Source organism: Rickettsiales endosymbiont of Peranema trichophorum (assembly GCF_004210275.1).
Taxonomy (GTDB): Bacteria; Pseudomonadota; Alphaproteobacteria; order Rickettsiales; family Midichloriaceae; genus RICK02.
Map to the genome: position 1 here is coordinate 22,536 of NZ_SCFA01000002.1, position 19,622 is coordinate 42,157.

18 protein-coding genes are annotated in these 19,622 nt (G+C 39.9%); 5 read left to right on the forward strand and 13 right to left on the reverse strand.

The window, feature by feature from the left end:
• Nucleotides 1–9 precede the first annotated feature (9 nt).
• The 3 genes from EDM53_RS00140 to EDM53_RS00150 all read right to left on the reverse strand — a co-directional run bounded on the left by EDM53_RS00140 (nt 10) and on the right by EDM53_RS00150 (nt 2,536).
• The gene (locus EDM53_RS00140) at nt 10–792 is read right to left on the reverse strand and encodes a TatD family hydrolase (protein ID WP_130121241.1); all 783 of its coding nucleotides are present in this window, start codon (nt 790–792) and stop codon (nt 10–12) included.
• A complete protein-coding gene (locus EDM53_RS00145) occupies nt 776–1,135 on the reverse strand; it encodes an HU family DNA-binding protein (RefSeq protein WP_130121243.1) in 360 nt (119 codons plus the stop codon). Before EDM53_RS00145 ends, EDM53_RS00140 begins: the two co-directional genes overlap by 17 nt.
• A gap of 186 nt (nt 1,136–1,321) precedes the next feature.
• Nucleotides 1,322–2,536, reverse strand: coding sequence for a pyridoxal phosphate-dependent aminotransferase (locus tag EDM53_RS00150; RefSeq protein ID WP_130121245.1), 1,215 nt, complete (start codon nt 2,534–2,536; stop codon nt 1,322–1,324).
• 451 nt (nt 2,537–2,987) lie between these two features.
• Between EDM53_RS00150 and murC the strand changes: the two genes are divergently transcribed.
• Both murC and EDM53_RS00160 read left to right on the forward strand, forming a co-directional pair.
• Complete coding sequence (murC, locus tag EDM53_RS00155; protein ID WP_130121247.1) at nt 2,988–4,469, forward strand: UDP-N-acetylmuramate--L-alanine ligase; 1,482 nt, start codon at nt 2,988–2,990, stop codon at nt 4,467–4,469.
• A 2-nt stretch (nt 4,470–4,471) separates the two neighbouring features.
• Nucleotides 4,472–5,803 (forward strand): TolC family protein, encoded by a 1,332-nt coding sequence (locus tag EDM53_RS00160; RefSeq protein ID WP_165379487.1) that lies wholly within the window; start codon nt 4,472–4,474, stop codon nt 5,801–5,803.
• A gap of 19 nt (nt 5,804–5,822) precedes the next feature.
• On the opposite strand, the gene EDM53_RS00165 is transcribed toward EDM53_RS00160, so the two are convergent.
• From EDM53_RS00165 to EDM53_RS00175, 3 genes are read right to left on the reverse strand one after another with little or no spacing between them, the layout of a single operon-like run.
• The gene (locus EDM53_RS00165) at nt 5,823–6,770 is read right to left on the reverse strand and encodes a tyrosine recombinase XerC (protein ID WP_130121251.1); all 948 of its coding nucleotides are present in this window, start codon (nt 6,768–6,770) and stop codon (nt 5,823–5,825) included.
• A 44-nt stretch (nt 6,771–6,814) separates the two neighbouring features.
• Nucleotides 6,815–7,993 carry an FtsW/RodA/SpoVE family cell cycle protein gene (locus EDM53_RS00170; RefSeq protein ID WP_165379489.1) on the reverse strand — a complete coding sequence of 393 codons (1,179 nt, stop codon included), beginning with the start codon at nt 7,991–7,993 and terminating at the stop codon, nt 6,815–6,817.
• Nucleotides 7,994–7,998: 5 nt separating this feature from the next.
• Nucleotides 7,999–8,643, reverse strand: a complete 645-nt coding sequence (locus EDM53_RS00175; RefSeq protein WP_130121255.1) for an alpha/beta hydrolase — start codon at nt 8,641–8,643, stop codon at nt 7,999–8,001.
• 125 nt (nt 8,644–8,768) lie between these two features.
• On the opposite strand from EDM53_RS00175, the gene rsmD reads away from it, so the two are divergent.
• Both rsmD and clpB read left to right on the forward strand, forming a co-directional pair.
• Complete coding sequence (rsmD, locus tag EDM53_RS00180; RefSeq protein WP_130121257.1) at nt 8,769–9,341, forward strand: 16S rRNA (guanine(966)-N(2))-methyltransferase RsmD; 573 nt, start codon at nt 8,769–8,771, stop codon at nt 9,339–9,341.
• Nucleotides 9,342–9,447: 106 nt separating this feature from the next.
• On the forward strand, nt 9,448–12,030 hold the full coding sequence (gene clpB / locus EDM53_RS00185; RefSeq protein WP_130121259.1) for an ATP-dependent chaperone ClpB: 2,583 nt from the start codon (nt 9,448–9,450) through the stop codon (nt 12,028–12,030).
• On the opposite strand, the gene lspA is transcribed toward clpB, so the two are convergent.
• From lspA to EDM53_RS00220, 7 genes are all read right to left on the reverse strand, one after another.
• Nucleotides 12,016–12,504 (reverse strand): signal peptidase II, encoded by a 489-nt coding sequence (gene lspA, locus EDM53_RS00190; protein WP_130121261.1) that lies wholly within the window; start codon nt 12,502–12,504, stop codon nt 12,016–12,018. The genes clpB and lspA overlap by 15 nt on opposite strands.
• The gene (locus EDM53_RS00195; protein ID WP_130121263.1) at nt 12,482–13,447 is read right to left on the reverse strand and encodes an AAA family ATPase; all 966 of its coding nucleotides are present in this window, start codon (nt 13,445–13,447) and stop codon (nt 12,482–12,484) included. Before EDM53_RS00195 ends, lspA begins: the two co-directional genes overlap by 23 nt.
• Entirely contained in the window at nt 13,444–14,358 is a 915-nt protein-coding gene (gene dapA, locus EDM53_RS00200) for a 4-hydroxy-tetrahydrodipicolinate synthase (RefSeq protein WP_130121265.1), read from the reverse strand. The genes EDM53_RS00195 and dapA overlap by 4 nt, the downstream gene beginning before the upstream one ends.
• Before the next feature lie 141 nt (nt 14,359–14,499).
• On the reverse strand, nt 14,500–15,507 hold the full coding sequence (ruvB, locus tag EDM53_RS00205; RefSeq protein ID WP_130121267.1) for a Holliday junction branch migration DNA helicase RuvB: 1,008 nt from the start codon (nt 15,505–15,507) through the stop codon (nt 14,500–14,502).
• Nucleotides 15,508–15,530: 23 nt separating this feature from the next.
• Nucleotides 15,531–16,208 (reverse strand): ABC transporter ATP-binding protein, encoded by a 678-nt coding sequence (locus EDM53_RS00210; RefSeq protein ID WP_130121269.1) that lies wholly within the window; start codon nt 16,206–16,208, stop codon nt 15,531–15,533.
• 127 nt (nt 16,209–16,335) lie between these two features.
• Complete coding sequence (locus EDM53_RS00215) at nt 16,336–16,830, reverse strand: DUF721 domain-containing protein (RefSeq protein WP_130121271.1); 495 nt, start codon at nt 16,828–16,830, stop codon at nt 16,336–16,338.
• Nucleotides 16,831–16,874: 44 nt separating this feature from the next.
• Nucleotides 16,875–18,386, reverse strand: a complete 1,512-nt coding sequence (locus EDM53_RS00220) for a YifB family Mg chelatase-like AAA ATPase (RefSeq protein ID WP_130121273.1) — start codon at nt 18,384–18,386, stop codon at nt 16,875–16,877.
• A 223-nt stretch (nt 18,387–18,609) separates the two neighbouring features.
• Here EDM53_RS00220 and EDM53_RS00225 point away from each other — a divergent pair, with 223 nt between their 5' ends.
• A complete protein-coding gene (locus EDM53_RS00225) occupies nt 18,610–19,359 on the forward strand; it encodes a response regulator (protein WP_207215376.1) in 750 nt (249 codons plus the stop codon).
• The last annotated feature ends 263 nt before the right edge of the window (nt 19,360–19,622 follow it).

Below are 19,622 nucleotides of genomic sequence, written 5' to 3' on the forward strand. Positions count from 1 at the left end.
AACCATAACTTATGCAACACTAGCTTTGTTAAAAAGAGTAAAGAAGTTATCTGTAGTTACATTACAGATTGTATCGTATGGTTCATTCCTTAAATTTGCAAGAAAAGATGCGATATGCTTCACAAAACTAGGCTCGTTTCGTTTGCCCCTCATTGGTACAGGTGATAGATATGGCGCATCTGTTTCTAACAAAAGCCTTTCCAAAGGTATGTTTGCAAATATTTTCTGCAACTGTTGAGCATTTTTAAATGTCACTATACCAGAAGCAGAGACGTATAGCCCCATTTCTATCGCCTTTAATGCCAATTCTTCCGTTGAAGCAAAACAATGCAATACCGCACTAAAATCCTTTCTTTTTTTGTGCTTTATTAAGATATCTATCAAATCAGCATCCGCATTTCTTGAGTGTATAATCAAAGGCATGTTTAGCTCCTGAGCTGCAATAATGTGTTCAACAAACCTTGTCTTCTGGAGCTCTGTATCAACCTGACTATTATAATAATCCAAACCTACCTCACCTATACCTATCACTTTCTCTGCTTCACACATCCCCATAATAGTATTTGCTGTCACAGGTAGTGCGCTCAGCTGCTGGGCAGGATGTTGACCTACAGAACAGTATACAAATGGTGCTAACTTTGTAATCTCATATACCTGAGCAAAGTTTTGAAGATTGGTGCAGATGGTTTGGAGGGCCACTAAACCATCATTCTTGGCATTCTGAAGCACAACCTGAATATCACCCTGAAATTCACTAAAGTCTAGATGACAGTGGCTATCTACGAGGGGCATCTGGACGGGAGAATAACACAACTTTTCTATTGATTTGTCTCTTGAGATGCATAGAAGGTTTAAAGCGCAGCACTCTACGGGTAGGAACCTTCACCATTTCTCTCGTCTTGGGATTCACACTACACATTTCTTTTTTGGTTTGTACCGTAAAAACACCAAACAAAGATATCTTGACTGGCTTGCCACTGTATAGCGATTCTCTCATAAACGATATGATCTGATTAACAATCTCATAAGAACGATTGACGTTACTGTCAATTTGACTACTAATCGTTTTGGCTAAACTTTCCCTTGTAATTACCAGGCCCTCGGACCCATATTGCTCCTGACGTTCAAAGTACATGACACTACCCTTACTACTAAGAATGATTTAGTTGAAACAGAGTGTATACTATAGAAAACTTAACACATGATCAATGACATTTTTTGGTTTTGACAACTTTAAATGGAATCAATTGATTTACCTGATTTATCGGAACAATAGATGAGGTATCAGACATCTCTAGAGTTGTACAAAAAATCCCACAAGTTACGTAAGAAGAGAACAGGCATTTCTTATTCTCCTACAGGCCTCTCTTAAGTCTTCTTCAGAAAGTGCATATGAAATTCGAAAGAATCCCTCCATGCCAAATTCTATTCCTTGTACAACCGCAACAGACGCATATTCTAGCAGGTACATGGCGAAATCCGTAGAATTTTCTATAATATTGCCGCTTTGAGCTTTTCTTTTAAAAAAGCCAGAACAATCTGCAAAAATATAGAATGCCCCCTGTGGCTTGGTGCACTTCATCCCAGGAATATCTTTTAAAGCTTCAAAAGCCAAATCTCTACGGCTTTGAAAGATTGATTTATTTTGGTTGATATGTTGCTTTGTACCTTTCAATGCTTCTAAAGCGGCGTATTGGGATACAGAACAAGTATTAGAGGTCATCTGCGACTGTATAGTATTAATAGCCTTTATGATCTCTAGATCCCCAGCACCATAACCTACCCTCCATCCCGTCATACCATACCCTTTTGACATACCGTTCACCATGAATACTCTATCTTTAAGCGACGGCTCCACTTGAGCAATAGTATAAAAATCCATTTGATCGTATACCAAATGCTCGTAGATATCGTCGACTATGATATAAACGTGTGGATACTTTAATAAAACTTGCGCTAAGCCACACAACTCTTCCTTGGTATAGACAGCCCCGGTCGGATTGTTTGGAGAATTTAAAATCACACACTTCGTTCGATCCGTAATTGCCGCTTCCAATACCTCTGGGCGTAGCTTAAAGTTATCCTCCATCTTGCATTCTACAAAAATAGACTTACCCTCCGCTATAGTGACCATTTCTTTGTATGATACCCAGTAAGGAGCTATGATTATGACCTCATCCCCTGGATCAACAAGCGCAAATAGTGCGTTAAAGATCACTTGCTTAGCTCCACACCCTACGGTGATTTGCTCTACAGCATATTCCAGATCGTTCTCCGCTTTAAATTTCTGACATATCGCTGCTTTCAATTCCATGATACCGTCAACAGGTGTATACTTTGTTTTTCCACCATCTATAGCTTCTTTTCCCTTCTGTTTTATAAAGTCAGGAGTGTCAAAATCCGGCTCCCCTATGCTTAACGATATTATGTCTTTCCCTTCTGCTTTCAGTTTCATCGCTTTTGATGTGATCGCTAGTGTTGCTGATGGCTTAATTAAACTGACTCTTTGTGCGAGTTGCAAACTATGTGTATTCATATCGCTATTTAGTGCCCTACTTTTGATGTGATGGAGATTACATTCAATGTGTACAAATCAATAACTGGAGTTATTAAGAAGTGCATACATGTATTGAATAGCACATTATTACATTCAAAATCAACCCCAGAAAGCCAATTAGTCACATCAACTAGTCAATAACATGACACTTCCGAAAGAATTACGTGAAAAAGCTGAAGTGTTAACATGTATGAGCGTATCAGCGCTTTCACAGCAATAACAAAGTGGAAACAGCAGCTCTACAGAATTGCCCATAACGTCTTTCAACACATTTATTTTGTGAAATTGGTATGATATAAAAAGTTCAACAACCTGTTGAACCTAAAGAGTTATTGATTGTTATGTAAACCAGATCTTATATTATGATATGTATAGCTTTTCAAACTAATTAAAGCTATACTGGGCGCTTTACAGCTTTAATACTAGTACTATGAATAACGATACCACTAGCGCTACCTCATACAAGATATCTCCAATTCAAATCGGCACGATCCATTTCGTAGGTATCGGAGGAATTGGCATGGGTGGTATGGCCCAAATCTTGTTTAAGCTTGGATACAACATTCAAGGCTCGGATTCATCGCCCTCATTCGTCACACAACAGCTTCAAGATTTAGGCATAAAAGTATACATAGGTCACGACTCTAAAAATATTGAGAATGTCAATCTCCTTGTCAAATCCACAGCTATTAAAGATAGCAATCCAGAACTCATAGCAGCCAAACAACTCAACATCACAATTGTGAAACGTGGAGAGATGCTTGCGGAGATCATGAGGTTGAAACATTGCATAGTCGTTTCTGGTACGCATGGCAAAACCACAACTACTTCACTTATAGGAATGCTGCTGAACACTGCGAATCTTTGCCCTACCCTGATTAACGGCGGCATCATTAACAGCATCGGGACAAATGCCAGACTCGGCACTGGAGAGTACTTGGTAGCAGAAGGTGACGAATCAGACGGTACTTTTCTGAGATTGCCTGGGTTTGTGAAAGTTATCACTAATATCGATCCAGAACATTTGGATTATTATGGTAGCTTTGAAAACGTGATAACAGCATATCTTCAATTTATAGAAACATTACCGTTCTATGGAAGCGCTATATTGTGCTATGACCATGAGCAAGTTTACAGACTTGGGACAAAAGTTGTAGATAGAAGCATTATATCATATGGCATACATAATGGTGACGTAGACATCAAAGGCTTCAACATCAGAGAAACAGAATCTGGTGTCATTTTTGATGTGTCTATTTCAAGAACACTACAGGAACGCCTGAAACTTGACTTCGACATAATTCAAAACATAACGACGAACATATATGGTTTGCATAACGTCCAGAACGCAATGGCAGCAATTGCTGTTGGATTAAAGTTGTCGTTAAGCCCAAACCTTATACAAAAGGCGTTTGAGAATTTTCAAGGTGTCAAAAGGAGGTTTACCAGAGTTGGCATGGTAGATGACATCATTATTATTGACGATTACGCACATCACCCTGCTGAGATCATCGCAACTCTTCAGGCCGCCAAACACTTAGCACGAATAAGCCAAGGTAAGGTGATAGCTGTGATGCAGCCCCATAGGTACTCTCGACTTCAACAATTAATGTACGATTTTAGCCACTGTTTTAAGGACGCCGACCACATATACATACTGAACGTATATGCTGCAGGAGAAGAGCCTATACATGGTGTTGATTCAAGAACATTAGTGGAGTTTATTCAAACCAATGCTAAACAGGGAGCACACCTCATAGACACACCAGAAGAAAATCTTGCTACTACAATAAATAGTGTTGCAGAGCCTGGCGACATTGTGATATTTTTAGGAGCAGGTAATATTACGACGTTTGCTCACGCTTTGCCTGATTTACTTATGAAGCTACGAAATCACTTAGAAAGAGGATGAATATGAACAGAACTGTATTGTACAAAGCTGCGTTGCCCATCGTTATGGTTTTGATCTGTGCGCCATACAAAGTTAACGCTTACAATATTGAAGATGCTATCAAAGCCGTACAACTTAATAATAATGGAATTAAAGCATCTAAGGAAAATGTCAATATAGCGAAAACGGAGCGTGCGCAAGCCTATACTACACTACTACCAAGTATCAACCTGAGTAATGCCAACACCAGAACAACTTACGACGTCCCTCAAGTGTTACCAAATTCTAGCAGTGGCGATCGTCGCTCTACATCCTTAGAAGTATACCAGGCCTTATTTGAGGGTGGAGCTTCTCTTTTTAGAATAGACGCAGCAAAACACCACCTGAAAGCAGTACAGTCAGATCATCAAAGTCAAGTTCAAGAGATAGTGTTTAAAGCCATGGAAGCCTATGAAAGGCTTGTGGTCATCAAAACAGTGTATGATTTTCACGTGAAAAACGAAGAAGCAATGCAACAGCATCTGAACGGTGTAGAAGCAAGATTTAAAGTTGGTGAAGCAACGGTCACAGAAGTAGCGCAAGCCAGGGCTTCTTTTGAAATTGCTAAAGCGAATAAAAACGTCTCATCCGGTGAAATCACAGCTTTAGAAGCTTCATACGAAAGCATTACAGGTGAGAAGGCACCTCAAAATATGGATCCAGTCGATATTAGTGGCGTCTATATCCCTTCATCTCTTGATGAGTTGATGCAGATTTGTTTAAAAGACAATGCAAGTATTGTAGCATTATCCAGCTCCATAGAATCTGCCCGTGGTAACACCAGAGTGGCATATAGCGGACTTGCACCTAAGGTAATAGGGGCCATTAACGTAAACGCGACCAATATCAAAAGAAACAGTCCGTACAAACAGGATGGCACCACGTATATGATCAAGGTCAACATGCCTCTGTTTAACCAAGGTGGTATTGAGTATGTCAAGATTAAGGAGGCCAAACACAGAGAACGTAAACAAAAAGCTGCTTTAGAATCACAAAAGAGTGCCATTATCTCTGCCGCAGTTGGAATCTGGACTAAGTATTCTTCATCCCATTCAACTATCGCATCAATGGCTGAAGCTGTGAAGGCTAGTGAAATAGCATTAAAAGGCACCATAGAGGAATCAAAAGTTGGTACAAAGACCATTACAGATGTCTTAGAAGCTGAGACCAAGCATCTTGATACCAAAATTAAACACACTCAAGCCATACAAGAACAGCTTTTAGCAGTCTTTCAAATGCATCAGATCATGGGAACAAATTTGAGTATGTTCACCAATACGAGACCAATAGTACAGACTGCGTTCAATAAATCTTAGTGGGCAAACCAACATCCGCTTATTGCTCTTCTGTTGTGGTGGCTCTGGGATGACAGGATTGGTATACACTGGTCAAACTTGCAATATCAACTTTGGTATAACGTTGAGTTGAAGACAAACTTTCATGTCCTAAAAGCTCTTGTATTATTCTCAACTCTCCACCGTTTCCAAGTAAATGAGTCGCAAAACTATGACGAAAAGCGTGTGGCGATGTGTATGGTGGTAGACCTAAATACTGACGCAATTTTCTAATGGTATTGCGAAACACATCAGGATGCAAACCCTTCCCCCTTGAGCCTATAAACAATAACTCCTGCTTTGAACTATGAGGAGCAATCTTCATGTAGGCAAGTATCGAATTTAATACTTGCGGCAACAGCGGAACTACTCTGTTCTTCTTGCCCTTCCCTACAACAGATAGGTTCATGTTGGGAAATTCCGGAATATCCGAAAGCTTCAACGACAAAGCTTCTCCTATTCTAAGACCTGCCCCATACAACAGATGTAGTATGGCCTTGTCCCTCGCACCAACCCAATCCTTAACCTGCATTGACTCAATTGTACTAAGAGCCGCGATCGCTGATTCTGGCGTTAGAGCTTTTGGCAGAGCCTTCCGAACATGGTGAATTCTAACGCCCGATATGCTCTGGTTATCAAGCACTTCATGCTTTTTCAAATACCTATAAAAATTCCGCATCGTAGAGAGCGCTCTTACGTTAGAAATGTTTTTGACACCTTGCTGCTTTCTATACGCTAGCCATGCCCTAAAATCTTGAATGTCCAGCTTTTCTAATAATTGAACATCAACCTCATCTACACCATGATGCTTTAACATAAATGATAAAAAGTACATCAAGTCCCTCGTATAGGCAATGTAGGTGTGTTGCGAATAACATTTCACGTTTAATATGTATGAGGCCCAGCTCGTTATTGCGTCTTTCAAGTTTGGAGAAATGTTCACTTCCATGATAACTATAAAGTACCAATACAGTTCAAAATCTAGTGATGCGGCTAGTGATTTGGCGAGTAAACCATAGCACCTAAAAGCTTATCACGTTTTTGATATAACTCAAGCGAGCTAACACCATTAAATCGTTTTCTGGTCAAACTGAGGTAAAAGCCTATAGTAATTGCAAATGACAACACAGATGAGCCACCGTAACTAATGAAAGGCAGCGTCATCCCTTTAGTTGGAAAAATGTGTAGCGTGACACCAATGTTAAATAAAGCTTGAAATGCAAAACATGATAATAAACCAGTCACAGAATATATGTGAAATAGGTCAGTCTCCTTTGAAATCCTCAGAAAACCCCTACACACTACAAAGAAAAACAGTAACACTACGGTGGCCGCAAATACCGCACCAAACTCCTCACTAGCAACAGCAAATATAAAATCAGTGTGCGAATCCGGTAAAGTTGCCTTCACAACGCCTTCCCCAGGCCCTTGACCAAATAGGCCACCGTTGATATAAGCCTCAAGCGATTTGGTTACTTGGTAATTTGAGTATTCTTGTGGATTCAAAAAGCTATCTATGCGCTTTGTAACATGTGGCAACAAAACATACGCCCCAACACCTCCAACTATACTCAGGAGCACTACAACCAAGATCCAGGTCATTGGAAGACCTGCAATAAAAAATTGGCTCATCATTGTCACAGTAAACGATATTGTCATACCTATATCTGGCTGTAAGATCAACAGCGACACAATCATCAGATAAAGCAGCGAACAAGTTGTAAAACCGGGTATACTTGACCTAGTATATCGTTCTGATAGTATCAATCCACTAATGACCGCAAAAAATGGCTTCAAAAATTCCGATGGCTGTATCGAAAAACCAAAAATGCTGATCCAACGCTTTGCCCCTTTTGTTTCATCGCCGTAGCACATCACAACTACTAGCAACACGAGGAACAATACATATCCAGACAGCGCTAATTTTTTAATCGTTTTATCTGAACAATAAGACAGCGAGACTATAATAACCATAGCCAGCACTAAAAAGACCAACTGTCTGTGCACAAAATAAAATGAATGTAGACGCAATCTCTCTGCCACCGGTGGACTGGATGTAATTATCAGCATCGCCCCTATCGATATGATCACCAACACAGCAATGAGCACAAAAGAGTCTATTGAGGCCCACCATCTATGAACAGCTTTTATAGCACTTTCAAAAGTCCTCATGGAGCTCATTCCTTAAAAACGTTAGCTAGAAATGATCCAGCTTTCGCTAGACCTTCATTGTCTATACTGTGAGCAAGATTGGGCCTGATCACAGCCTCACAAGTTATGCCAAGTTTTACTAATGCTTCTTGTGCTTCATACATTGCATGTGAAGGTATTATCGAATCTTTCGCTCCATGTATAAGTAAAACGTTTGAGGCATTAGCGTGCTCAACAATAGGCCTGGAGTGTGACAACAACATACCTGAATATCCCACCACACAACGTACAGGCATTTTGTATAACAACACATGCAGAGCAACCATAGTGCCTTGAGAAAAACCTATCAAAACTACATCCTGTGGCTTTAACGACATGACTGATATGCGATCCTCGATAAAGTCGCATAGAATCCTAGCAGCCTCCTCCAACCCATGGACCATACTCTGCTTATCATTCTGATCAAAAGCAAACCATTGAAATGCTTCGTGATGATATCCACTTAGTTGAAATGGAGCATGTGGTGCAATGAAAAGAGCATTTGGCAATGCTTTTGAAAATGATGAAGCTAATGAGATTAAGTTATGACCATTGGCACCATATCCATGCAACAGTATCACCAGTTGCTGAGGTTGTCTTATCGATTGGTGCTCTAAATACTCTAATTTCATATAGCTCCTGACTTTTTTGTGTACATTGCGGTTAATTTATTGCTATAGTTTTGATTTATATCATAAAATTACTGGTCGCTCAAGTTTTGCGGCATTCTTAACTTATTATTACACTTCACAATTCAATGCGCATTATAGCTGGTAAATATAAAAATCAACAAATTAGTGGAGGTAAAAACTCGTATCAAATTTTAAAACCGACAACAGAAAGAGTACGAGAAGCAATATTTAACATTATAGGAAGCCATAAAGAGCTTGACGCCGACTTCCTTATGAATGCTAATGTTTTAGACTTGTTTGCAGGTTCAGGAGCTTTTGGAATAGAGGCGCTATCCCGAGGAGCACGTTATGCCACTTTTATCGATAATAATCATCAGTCATTGAATACGTGTCGACAAAACCTACTGAAGCTTCATATCACAAATGCCGAGTGTGTTTTGTTTGACGTTTGCAAACTACAGGGATCCAACAAACGGTATGAGCTTATTTTTTTGGATCCTCCATACACTCATCCAGAGTTGATTGAAAAAACATTACAAGCACTAAGCTTAGGCAACTGGATTGCAAATGAGCATGTCATTATTATAGAGCATTCAAAGGCTCAGTTCATAATACCAAATAATTTTGCCGTGTTAATGCATAGAAGATACGGAGTTTCAAATATTACAATGATAAAAGCAAACATTCTGTCATTGTAATATTCAAAAATTCAAAACGCTCTTTTTTTTGATTCCGGACTTGTATCGTACGTCATCAGAATTATATATTGGTATATATTGATAGATACACATACAAGAGGGCAACATGAACCTTGGATCATTTACCGAAAGAGCAAAAACTGTGATACAGCAAGCGCAGACATCAGCGTTGGCATCCAACCATCAGACATTTACCCCTGAACACATTGCATACGCTTTATTGCAAGAAGATGACAGCTTGATATACAGGTTGTTGACGTCTTGTGGTGCTGAGCCCTCTAAAATTCAAGATGAGGTAAAAACAGCGTTAGACAAATTACCAAAGATTAGCGGATCAGGAGCCGGGCAGCTCTTCATGACACCAGAAACAGCACAGGTATTGACCGAATCTGAAGCAATAGCTAAAAAGCTGGGAGATACATTCGTAACGGTTGAAAGAATTTTGCAAGCACTTGTCAAAGTGCAGGGTACTGTCATTGCCAGTGCGTTTAAAAATTCTAAAATCAACGAGAATCAAATCGTCACAGCAATCGAAAAAATGAGAAAAGGAAGAGCAGCAACATCTCAAAATGCAGAAGATACATTTGAGTCATTAAAAAGGTATGCAAAGGACATTACAGCACTCGCAGCTACCGGCAAACTTGATCCTGTAATAGGAAGAGATGAAGAGATAAGACGTACAATACAAGTCCTATCTAGAAGAACTAAAAACAACCCTGTGTTAATAGGTGAACCAGGGGTTGGTAAGACTGCAATAGTTGAAGGGTTGGCACTGAGGATGATATCTGGCGATGTACCAGACAGCCTCAAAAACTTACAGCTCTTTACGCTAGACTTAGGAGCATTAATAGCAGGTGCAAAATACAGAGGGGAGTTTGAGGAACGCTTAAAAGCAGTGTTAAACGAGATATCCTCCACAAATGGTATGGTCATATTATTTATAGATGAGCTGCACACCCTTGTCGGTGCAGGAGCTGCAGATGGAGCGATGGATGCCTCTAACCTCCTCAAACCTGCATTAGCTCGTGGTGAGCTGCATTGTATAGGCGCTACTACACTAGACGAGTACAGACAACACATAGAAAAAGATGCTGCCTTAGCTAGGCGATTTCAGCCAGTATTCATAGCCGAACCCAGCGTCACTGATACTATTTCAATGCTACGTGGATTAAAGGAGAAATATGAAGTACACCACGGCATTAGAATAAGCGATCATGCAATTATCGCGGCTGCCAATCTGTCCAATCGATACATTACTCAAAGATTCCTACCAGATAAGGCGATAGATCTGATAGATGAAGCAGCTAGCAGACTCAGAATGCAGGTAGATAGTAAGCCAGAAGCATTGGACGAACTTGATAGAAAGATCATGCAGCTTAAAATTGAAGTAATGGCATTGGAAAAAGAAGACGACAGCAAATCCAAGGAAAGACTACAACAATTAAAATCTGAATTGGCAACACTAGAAGGGGAGTCCTTGGATTTAAGCGGTAGATGGCATGCGGAGAAGCTTAAAATTCATGAATTAAAGCTTAACAAAGAAAAACTAGAGCAGGCTAAAAATGACCTTGATATCGCACAAAGAAGTGGCAATCTTGGAAGAGCTGGAGAATTGATGTACGGCGTAATTCCAGAGCTTCAAAAGAAAATTCAGGAAACAGACACGATTAGAGAAAATCAACTACTACAAGAAGTCATTTCTGAAGATGATATAGCTCTAGTAGTATCAAAGTGGACAGGCATACCAGTCGACAAGATGCTGGAAGGAGAAAAAGAAAAACTGCTATCAATGGAACAGCATATTAAAGAGCATGTGGTAGGTCAAGACGCTGCAGTACAGTCCGTGTGTAGCGCGGTACGAAGAGCAAGAGCAGGATTGGCTGATCAAAACAAGCCTATCGGTTCTTTCTTATTCTTAGGGCCGACAGGTGTAGGTAAAACAGAACTATGTAAAGCTGTATGCCAGTTTCTTTTTGACGATAAAAAAGCAATGGTAAGAATAGATATGTCTGAGTACATGGAAAAACACAGTGTAGCTAGACTCATTGGAGCACCTCCCGGGTATGTAGGATATGATCAAGGCGGTATACTCACGGAGTCTGTTAGAAGGAGACCATATCAAGTGATACTATTTGATGAAATTGAGAAAGCCCATTCAGACGTTTTCAATGTTCTCTTACAAGTTCTAGACGAAGGTAGGCTTACTGACAGTCACGGTAGAACTGTAGATTTTAAAAACACCGTCATTATTCTCACATCTAACCTTGGAGCAGAACATATTGCTGCCCTCCCTGAAGGTAACACGGTGGAACAGGTACGAGATAAAGTAATGAATATAGTAAAGCACTCGTTTAAACCTGAATTTTTAAACAGACTAGACGAAATTATAATATTTGACCGCCTAAACAGGGATAATATGGGAGGGATCGTAGACATACAGTTGCAAAGTTTGGTAGAATTGCTGGCAGAAAGGAAAATGGAGCTGATAGTGGATAAGTCAGCAAAAGAGTGGCTTGCGCAAAAAGGCTACGACACCGTTTATGGAGCAAGACCACTTAAACGTGTAATACAGGAATACATACAAAATCCTGTAGCAGAACAAATGTTATCTGGCCATTACAAGGAAGGATGTAAAATTTGTATCACAGCCAAAAATGATGTACTGCAATTTGAATCATACATCAGTTAGATCTTTTGCACTCATACAGTAGGATCGATATATGATACGAATAGCACCAATTACAATAAATACGTCTGCCCAATTGAATGTTGGATAGTGATAGTCAAGTATGTGAAAGTCGATGAAGTCCAGAACAGCACCGTGGATTATTCTATCAATCAGGTTACCACAGGCCCCACCTACTATCATCGCACCTACCACCACGTATTCCTCATCCTCCTCGTTCCACATCCACAGTAACAAGAGAATAATCGCAAAAATCGAGATTCCACACAAAAGCATTTGATCTTGACCAGGATTATTGAAAAATCCAAAGCTTACTCCATAGTTCCATACAATTTTCATGTTTAGAATTGGCAGCATGTCCATATTTAGGTTGCGCAGCCCCAATATACAATGTTTCGACAGTTGATCAAAAAACACAGTGAACATGATCATGTGTATCACTCGTACCAATTTTTTACCAGCAAGGGATCCTGTCATTTGCCACCAAATTTGCAATTAAAGCTTGTTGTTTATCCAAATACATCGTGTCTATCTCATATAGCATCCTGTTTACATTGTCTACACTTACCACACCATCTATTGTGCCTTGTCCCCACCTCGGTGCGCTCCTTAAGTTCTTCGACACAGCGTGTAACAGCAGGTACTTAAATATTTGCCAATTTTCGTTTTCTATATTGAATGACTCCACAAACTTCAAAAGCCTATTAACAGAACGCGAAGATAAGACGTGTTCAAGTTCTTCCAGTAACCCTAATCCATTTTGTTCAAGCATCATTACAGATAGTTTCAAATTGCCAAATGTAATGTCATATAGTTTCTTTCCATCTATGTCTGATACATCACCAGTATTTAACTTCAAAGCTTGAAGAAAATCTTCAAAACTCAACTTATCAAGCCTTAATCTCATACACCTGGACCTGATAGTTGCGGACATTCCAGATAGCAAGTCTGAAATAAGAAAGACTACCACATTTCCTACAGGCTCCTCCAATAGCTTCAGTAAAGCGTTAGAGGCACTTGCATTCATTTTATCTGCTCCGTCTATCACAACAATTTTATACGTTGATTCTATAGGAGTCAGCCTTAAAAACTTGATGATGTTTCTGATCTCATCAACACCAATATGTGGCCGCTTTCTTTTTTCACCTGCAATGTATTCTGAATCCACCACCATCAGATCAGGATGGCTGAGGGATTCTACCTTCCGCGTAATAATGTCGTCTTGCCACTCCCCATCAACATGATATGGCATGTGTAACAAAAACTTTGCAAACCTATAAGTCAGAGTCGCTTTTCCAACTCCAGTAGGACCAAAGAGGAGCCACGGACGTTCTATGCCTCCATTTTTGTAAACATCCACTAACCTAGCAAATTCCCGTTGATGACCTATCAGAACGTTATTGCGCAATGGCGGTATCATATCAGCTCTAAACTTTTTAAAGCTTTATCAACAACGGCACAGTAAGGATCGGCAAGAGCGAGGAGTGGTAGCCGCAGCTCAGGACTTGAGATGATACCAAGCTTGTATAATGCGTATTTGACAGGCATCGGATTACTTCTAATGAACATCGCCTTATTTAGCTCATTAAATCGCATCTGCATCGATATTGCCTCATCATATTTGCCTTCTAAGCTTAGCTCCTGCATAGTTGCAAGCTCTTTAGGTACTACATTCCCAGTCACTGAAATGCACCCTACCCCTCCGCTTAAATTAAAAATCACAGCAGTATCATCTTCACCAGAAAGCTGTACAAACTCCTTTTGAATTTTGGTCAGTCTTTTCTCCAACTGCTCCTTTAGCAGCAAAGGCCTACTTAAATTGCCAGTGGCGTCTTTTACACCTACCACGTTTTTCAATTCTGAGAGGCGCAATATCACTTCGTTTGAAATGTCTGTGACGGTTCTCCCGGGAACGTTATATACCAATATTGGCAAATCCACATTGTCATTAATGTGTTTATAGTGATGATATATTCCATCATCTGATGGCTTGTTATAGTAAGGACAGACCACAAGAGCTGCATCCGCACCAAGCATCTTAGCATGATTCGTATATTCAAGGGTAGTTGCCGTGGAATTTGAACCTGTACCAACGATTACTTTCACGTCTGGGTTGTGTGTTTTCACAACATTCATACAGGTGGATATCAAAGTTGCCCTCTCGTCAACAGTAAGAGTTGCAGCTTCGCCTGTACTTCCTAACACTACTACTCCACTTACATTTCCGCTCATTTGAAATTCAATGAGTCTTTTAAAACTTTTTAAATCGAGTTTTCCATCCACAAACGGTGTAGCAAGAGCTGTGTATAGTCCTCTAAATCCTCTGAACATATGTTGTCTCACAAATAAGCATTAGTACAAGCTTGAACGTTAGATCGTATCAAACAAACGCTGTCGATGATATCACACAGACACGTATAGTCAAACTTATAAAGTCAACTTACGTGACGTGCACTATGTCATCAGCAACCATTACATTTGCTGAATATACTCAACACATGTAGATGTTATTACACGTCCTTTTGGAGTTCTTGTAATGAAACCTATCTGTAGTAAGTAAGGCTCCACTGTATCTTCCAACGTACCTTTGTCCTCTGATAATCCAGCAGCAATAGTTTCAATACCGACAGGCTGGTCTTTATAATTGTTATAAATATAAGCAATGTACTTTCTGTCAAAAGCATCTAAACCAAAGTGGTCTATATTTAGACATTGCAGCGTTTCTTTCACATGCTCCTTTTCAATCACTTTGAGTCCTATTCCTGATACGAAATCTCTGACCCTTTTGACTAGCCTTGCTGCAATCCTTGGAGTACCTCTAGCACACTTAGCCAACTCTAATGCAGCAACATCACTAAAATGGATGTCATAAATGGCACCACAACGCTTCACAACTTGTATCAGTTCGTCTACGGAATAAAAATCCAATTTGAAATGTATACCAAATCTATCACGCAATGGATTGGTCAAAAGTCCGAGACGGGTTGTAGCTCCTATAAGAGTGAACTTGGGGAGCTTCAGCTTCATCATTCTTGCGCCAGGCCCCTCACCTATTACCAGATCAAGTGAGTAATCTTCCATAGCAGGATATAGCACTTCCTCAACAGCATTTGGCAACCTGTGTATCTCATCGATGAAAAGTACATCATGCTCCTGGAGGTTCGTTAATATCGCCGCTAAATCCCCAGATTTGGATAGTAAAGGACCAGCAGTTGTACGAATACTAATTCCCAGCTCATTTGCAATAATTTGAGAAAGTGTGGTTTTACCTAAACCTGGTGGACCATAAAATAAAACGTGATCCAATGCTTCACCCCTCGATTTTGCAGCCTCTATAAATACAGAGAGATTGTTTTTGAGATGTGACTGCCCTATAAATTCAGTCAATTTCGTAGGCCTGAGCGATGGACTCACAGTATCCCTACGCTCTAAGTTCCCAGAAATCCTATCCAAAGAAGTGGTATCACACTGCTTACTCATGACTTACATACTCCGCCTTATCCTTATTTATACTCTTGTAGCCTACCATGTGACAACGTCAGTATTTTATCAGTTTTTCTGGCAAATTCAAGATTATGAGTTACAATTATAGCACCAACACCTCTGCTTTTCACCTCTTGAATCAGAAGATTTAATGTGTTCACAGCTTGGTCCTGATCCAAGTTACCAGTTGGTTCATCTGCAAGTATTATTTTGGGCTTATTAATTAGGCTTCTTGCGATTGCTACACGTTGCTGCTCACCACCAGATAATTCTGATGGTATGTGGTTCCAGCGCTGTGATAGGCCAAGTTGATCTAACAATTGCATAGCTTCTTTTCTTATCGATCTAGCATTTGAACTGATCAGCATTCTTGGAAGCATGACATTTTCAAGCGCAGAAAACTCAGGTAGCAAGTGATGATATTGATATACAAAGCCTATAGCTTCCCTACGCATTTTTGTCTGACCTTGATCGTCAAGAGTTGTGCAATCAACACCATCAAATAATATAGACCCAGAATCTGGGGATTCCAGCAACCCTATGATCATCAACAGCGTGCTTTTACCGGAACCAGAAGCTCCTACAATCGATATTATTTGACCACTAGAGAGGCTAAGAGATACATCGCTGAGAATGGTCAAGAACTCTTTACCTTGCTTGAAATTTTTACTAATAGAGTTTAAGTTTAACAGCGTCATATAGAAAATTCCTTAATCATAATATTGTCACAAACTGATTCACACACTTTATTTACTCATTACTTCTCTAAAACCTTACAATACATGTTCTTGGACCTTTTCGCATCTTTTCATATCAACGCAACACTTATAGCATCATAGCGATATCTTCCAAAGTTTTCCTCAACTCATTGTCCCCAACAGATTCTAGTGCTACAGCTAATTCTTGGGTGATATCTTTTTGATGAGGTATCGAAGGATTTGCTGTGCCACCATTATAATCACTGATTGTAGAGTTGGATGAGGAAGACCTAAGTACTATCTCAACTTTGACTTTATTAACAGCACGAAAACCCATGTACATCGCAATTCTCTCCAAAATATTACGCTCATTTGTGTGTAATTCTATTGCATAGCCGGGGTTCTCAACTGCTATTTTTAAAGTGTTACCTCGTCCATTTTTACCAAACACCATGTTCACAGGATAACAAATACTACCGAGCCTTGTGCCCACGATATCAGACCAGTTGCCTATTATTTTATATAAAACCGCCAGTCCATTCTTTTCACATATAGGCCTTGTCACATTTCCAACAATTACATCCAACCTTTTGAAACCTGCCACAGTATAGGTTTTTTGCATCTTTAATACTCCTTTAATTTCAATTGCACTGGTAAGCCGCAATACTACTGCAGTGTACCACACATTCTATAATATAGCGCTTCCACAAAGTGACTTTTTCTCACGTCTTCTTTTTCTTCTAAATCCGCAATTGTTCTTGCAACTTTTAACACTCTGTAAAACCCTCGCATAGACAATTGAAACTTATCCACAGCTGTTTTTAGTAAACTCGCCGACTCACTGTCCATGATTACAACTTCATTTAACAACTGAACATCCACAAGAGCATTAACGGAAATGTTAGTACCTTTATACCTTTCTCTTTGAATTTCTCTTGCTCTAGATACTCTTTGAGCAACCTCTGCACTTGACTCAGATTGCTCATCTCCCATATCAAAGATATTGGTACTCGGTACGTCTACCCTTAAATCGAACCTATCAAGTATGGGACCTGAAATTTTGTTTTGATAGTCTTGTGCACATCTAGGTGCTTTAGCACAATTTTGATTGCTAGTGCCAAAATAACCACATCTACATGGGTTCATCGCCGCAATCAATTGGAAATTAGAGGGATAAGTAACATGAGAATTGACTCTAGCTATACTGATATTTCCAGCTTCTATAGGTTGCCTTAGTGACTCCAAAACACCCCTGGAAAATTCAGGCAGCTCATCTAAAAACAACACACCTTTATGAGCCAAAGTCACCTCCCCAGGCAATGCGTTCCGTCCACCACCAACCATAGCAGCAACAGAAGCAGAGGAATGTGGCGATCGACAAGGCCTTTCCAAGACGACGCCTTTCTCATCGTTCAGTAAACCCGCAATGCTAGCAATTGTACTAATCTCTAGTACATCATCTAAAGTTAATTCCGGTAGTATTCCAGGCAATCTTTTAGCTAACATCGATTTGCCAGAACCTGGAGGACCAACCATCAGAAGACTATGACCTCCAGCTGCACTAATTTCAAGTGCCCTCTTTGCCACTTTCTGTCCCTTGACATCTTTTAAATCAGGATATTTGAGCCTTGTTGTGTTATAAACCTTTGGACATAGATGTGGTAATCTGTTTTTACCACCGTAGTGATCTAACAATGCCATTAACGAGGAAATAGCAAGAACATTGGCATTAGAAGACCATGCAGCTTCCTCTCGGTTAGATTCTGGACAAACCAGCCCTAGATTAGAGTGCCTTGCAAATATTGCAGCTGGTAAGACTCCACTGACTCCCTTCAGTCTACCATCCAGCGATAGTTCCCCCATAATCAAATATCGCTCTACAAATTCTTTCTTAATCGTCCCTAACGCTATTAGCATACCAACTGCAATTGGTAGATCAAAGTGGCTTCCTTCTTTCAAAATGTCTGCAGGAGATAGATTGATAGTGATTCTCTTCATAGGAAACTGTACGCCTATGCTATGAAAGACAGCTCTTACCCTTTCCTTGGACTCAGCCACAGATTTATCGGGAAGGCCAACGATATTAAATCTGGGCAAACCAGAGGCTATATGGACCTGCACATCTACTTCCTTGCATTCCACTCCCAAGAAGCATACTGTTTTTACGTTACTGATCACTTTTTTATTTAATGGTAAATAAGCAAAGTTCAAAGAAACAATTTAGATGAGGTATGTCAAGCAAATTTCTTAGATTTTTCCGTTTTGTGTGATATAAGGGCTGTTATACAAACAATCAACAACCTTTAAGATGCTGCCCGTGGTTTTGAATTCAGAATTATCTTAATCAAATTGAAAACTTAGTGTATATTGAAATGTGACAACTATAGATTTGTAACCACATATGACAATAAAAGAGCTGACCCCTTCCATATTACTGGTTGAGGACGAAAAGACGGTATCAGACCTCATCAAATACAACCTGCAAAAAGCAGGTTATCATATACAGGTTACCGCGAGTCCAACAGATGCTATATACATGGCAACAAACTTCAAGCCAGATCTCATCATATTAGACTGGATGTTAATGGATAAAATGTCTGGTATTGACGTCTGTATGCACATTAGGGAAGCTGCGGATACTCAAAATATTCCAATCATAATGGTATCTGGGAAATCTGAGGATCACGATAGAATCGTTGGACTTAATGTTGGGGCAGATGACTATCTGACTAAGCCATTTACTCAATCAGAATTAATTGCAAGAATCAAGGCCGTCTTAAGAAGACTCAGACCAGCATTTTCAGGCAAACAAATGCAGTTCCAAGATATTGTCATGAACATATCATCCCGTACGGTCACAAGGGAAGGCGGCAAAGTCGTTAAACTATCACCAATAGAATTTAAGCTTTTGCAGATCCTGATGGAGCACCCTGGCAGAGTCTTATCAAGAGAAATCATCATGGATATGATTTGGGGAACAGACTTTTACGTTGGTCCTCGGACTGTAGATGTACACATGACCAGATTACGTAAGACACTGCTGAGTCAGAGCCCAGACGGTATAGACGTCATTCAAACAGTCAGATTGTATGGATATACCATGAAGGTTGATGACCCGCAAACCAATGGTGATGGCAACGCACAACGATGACCACAACATACAGAAAGTGTGGATAGTAGTATAACTTTTAAAATACCAAGGTTTCCTCTCTCCCCCATCTGTTTATTGCGTCTCCCACACCTATTGCAACAAGCGATAGATGTTGTATCTGATGAAGATCATAATTCATATACATTATTACTGCATTATGCTTCTTTGATTGACTGGTAAGAAGCTGCATAAAACATCTGGAGGAAGTATTCGGAATAGTATACAATGGGTTGTACTAAGCATGAACACAAGAGAGTATACTG

Excerpts from the sequence above, each read along its gene's own strand:
- EDM53_RS00140 (WP_130121241.1), bottom strand. The coding sequence starts at position 792 with ATGCCCCTCGTAGATAGCCACTGTCATCTAGACTTTAGTGAATTTCAG.
- EDM53_RS00145 (WP_130121243.1), bottom strand. The coding sequence starts at position 1,135 with ATGTACTTTGAACGTCAGGAGCAATATGGGTCCGAGGGCCTGGTAATT.
- EDM53_RS00150 (WP_130121245.1), bottom strand. The coding sequence starts at position 2,536 with ATGAATACACATAGTTTGCAACTCGCACAAAGAGTCAGTTTAATTAAG.
- murC (WP_130121247.1), top strand. The coding sequence starts at position 2,988 with ATGAATAACGATACCACTAGCGCTACCTCATACAAGATATCTCCAATT.
- EDM53_RS00160 (WP_165379487.1), top strand. The coding sequence starts at position 4,472 with ATGAACAGAACTGTATTGTACAAAGCTGCGTTGCCCATCGTTATGGTT.
- EDM53_RS00165 (WP_130121251.1), bottom strand. The coding sequence starts at position 6,770 with ATGGAAGTGAACATTTCTCCAAACTTGAAAGACGCAATAACGAGCTGG.
- EDM53_RS00170 (WP_165379489.1), bottom strand. The coding sequence starts at position 7,993 with ATGAGGACTTTTGAAAGTGCTATAAAAGCTGTTCATAGATGGTGGGCC.
- EDM53_RS00175 (WP_130121255.1), bottom strand. The coding sequence starts at position 8,643 with ATGAAATTAGAGTATTTAGAGCACCAATCGATAAGACAACCTCAGCAA.
- rsmD (WP_130121257.1), top strand. The coding sequence starts at position 8,769 with ATGCGCATTATAGCTGGTAAATATAAAAATCAACAAATTAGTGGAGGT.
- clpB (WP_130121259.1), top strand. The coding sequence starts at position 9,448 with ATGAACCTTGGATCATTTACCGAAAGAGCAAAAACTGTGATACAGCAA.
- lspA (WP_130121261.1), bottom strand. The coding sequence starts at position 12,504 with ATGACAGGATCCCTTGCTGGTAAAAAATTGGTACGAGTGATACACATG.
- EDM53_RS00195 (WP_130121263.1), bottom strand. The coding sequence starts at position 13,447 with ATGATACCGCCATTGCGCAATAACGTTCTGATAGGTCATCAACGGGAA.
- dapA (WP_130121265.1), bottom strand. The coding sequence starts at position 14,358 with ATGTTCAGAGGATTTAGAGGACTATACACAGCTCTTGCTACACCGTTT.
- ruvB (WP_130121267.1), bottom strand. The coding sequence starts at position 15,507 with ATGAGTAAGCAGTGTGATACCACTTCTTTGGATAGGATTTCTGGGAAC.
- EDM53_RS00210 (WP_130121269.1), bottom strand. The coding sequence starts at position 16,208 with ATGACGCTGTTAAACTTAAACTCTATTAGTAAAAATTTCAAGCAAGGT.
- EDM53_RS00215 (WP_130121271.1), bottom strand. The coding sequence starts at position 16,830 with ATGCAAAAAACCTATACTGTGGCAGGTTTCAAAAGGTTGGATGTAATT.
- EDM53_RS00225 (WP_207215376.1), top strand. The coding sequence starts at position 18,610 with ATGACAATAAAAGAGCTGACCCCTTCCATATTACTGGTTGAGGACGAA.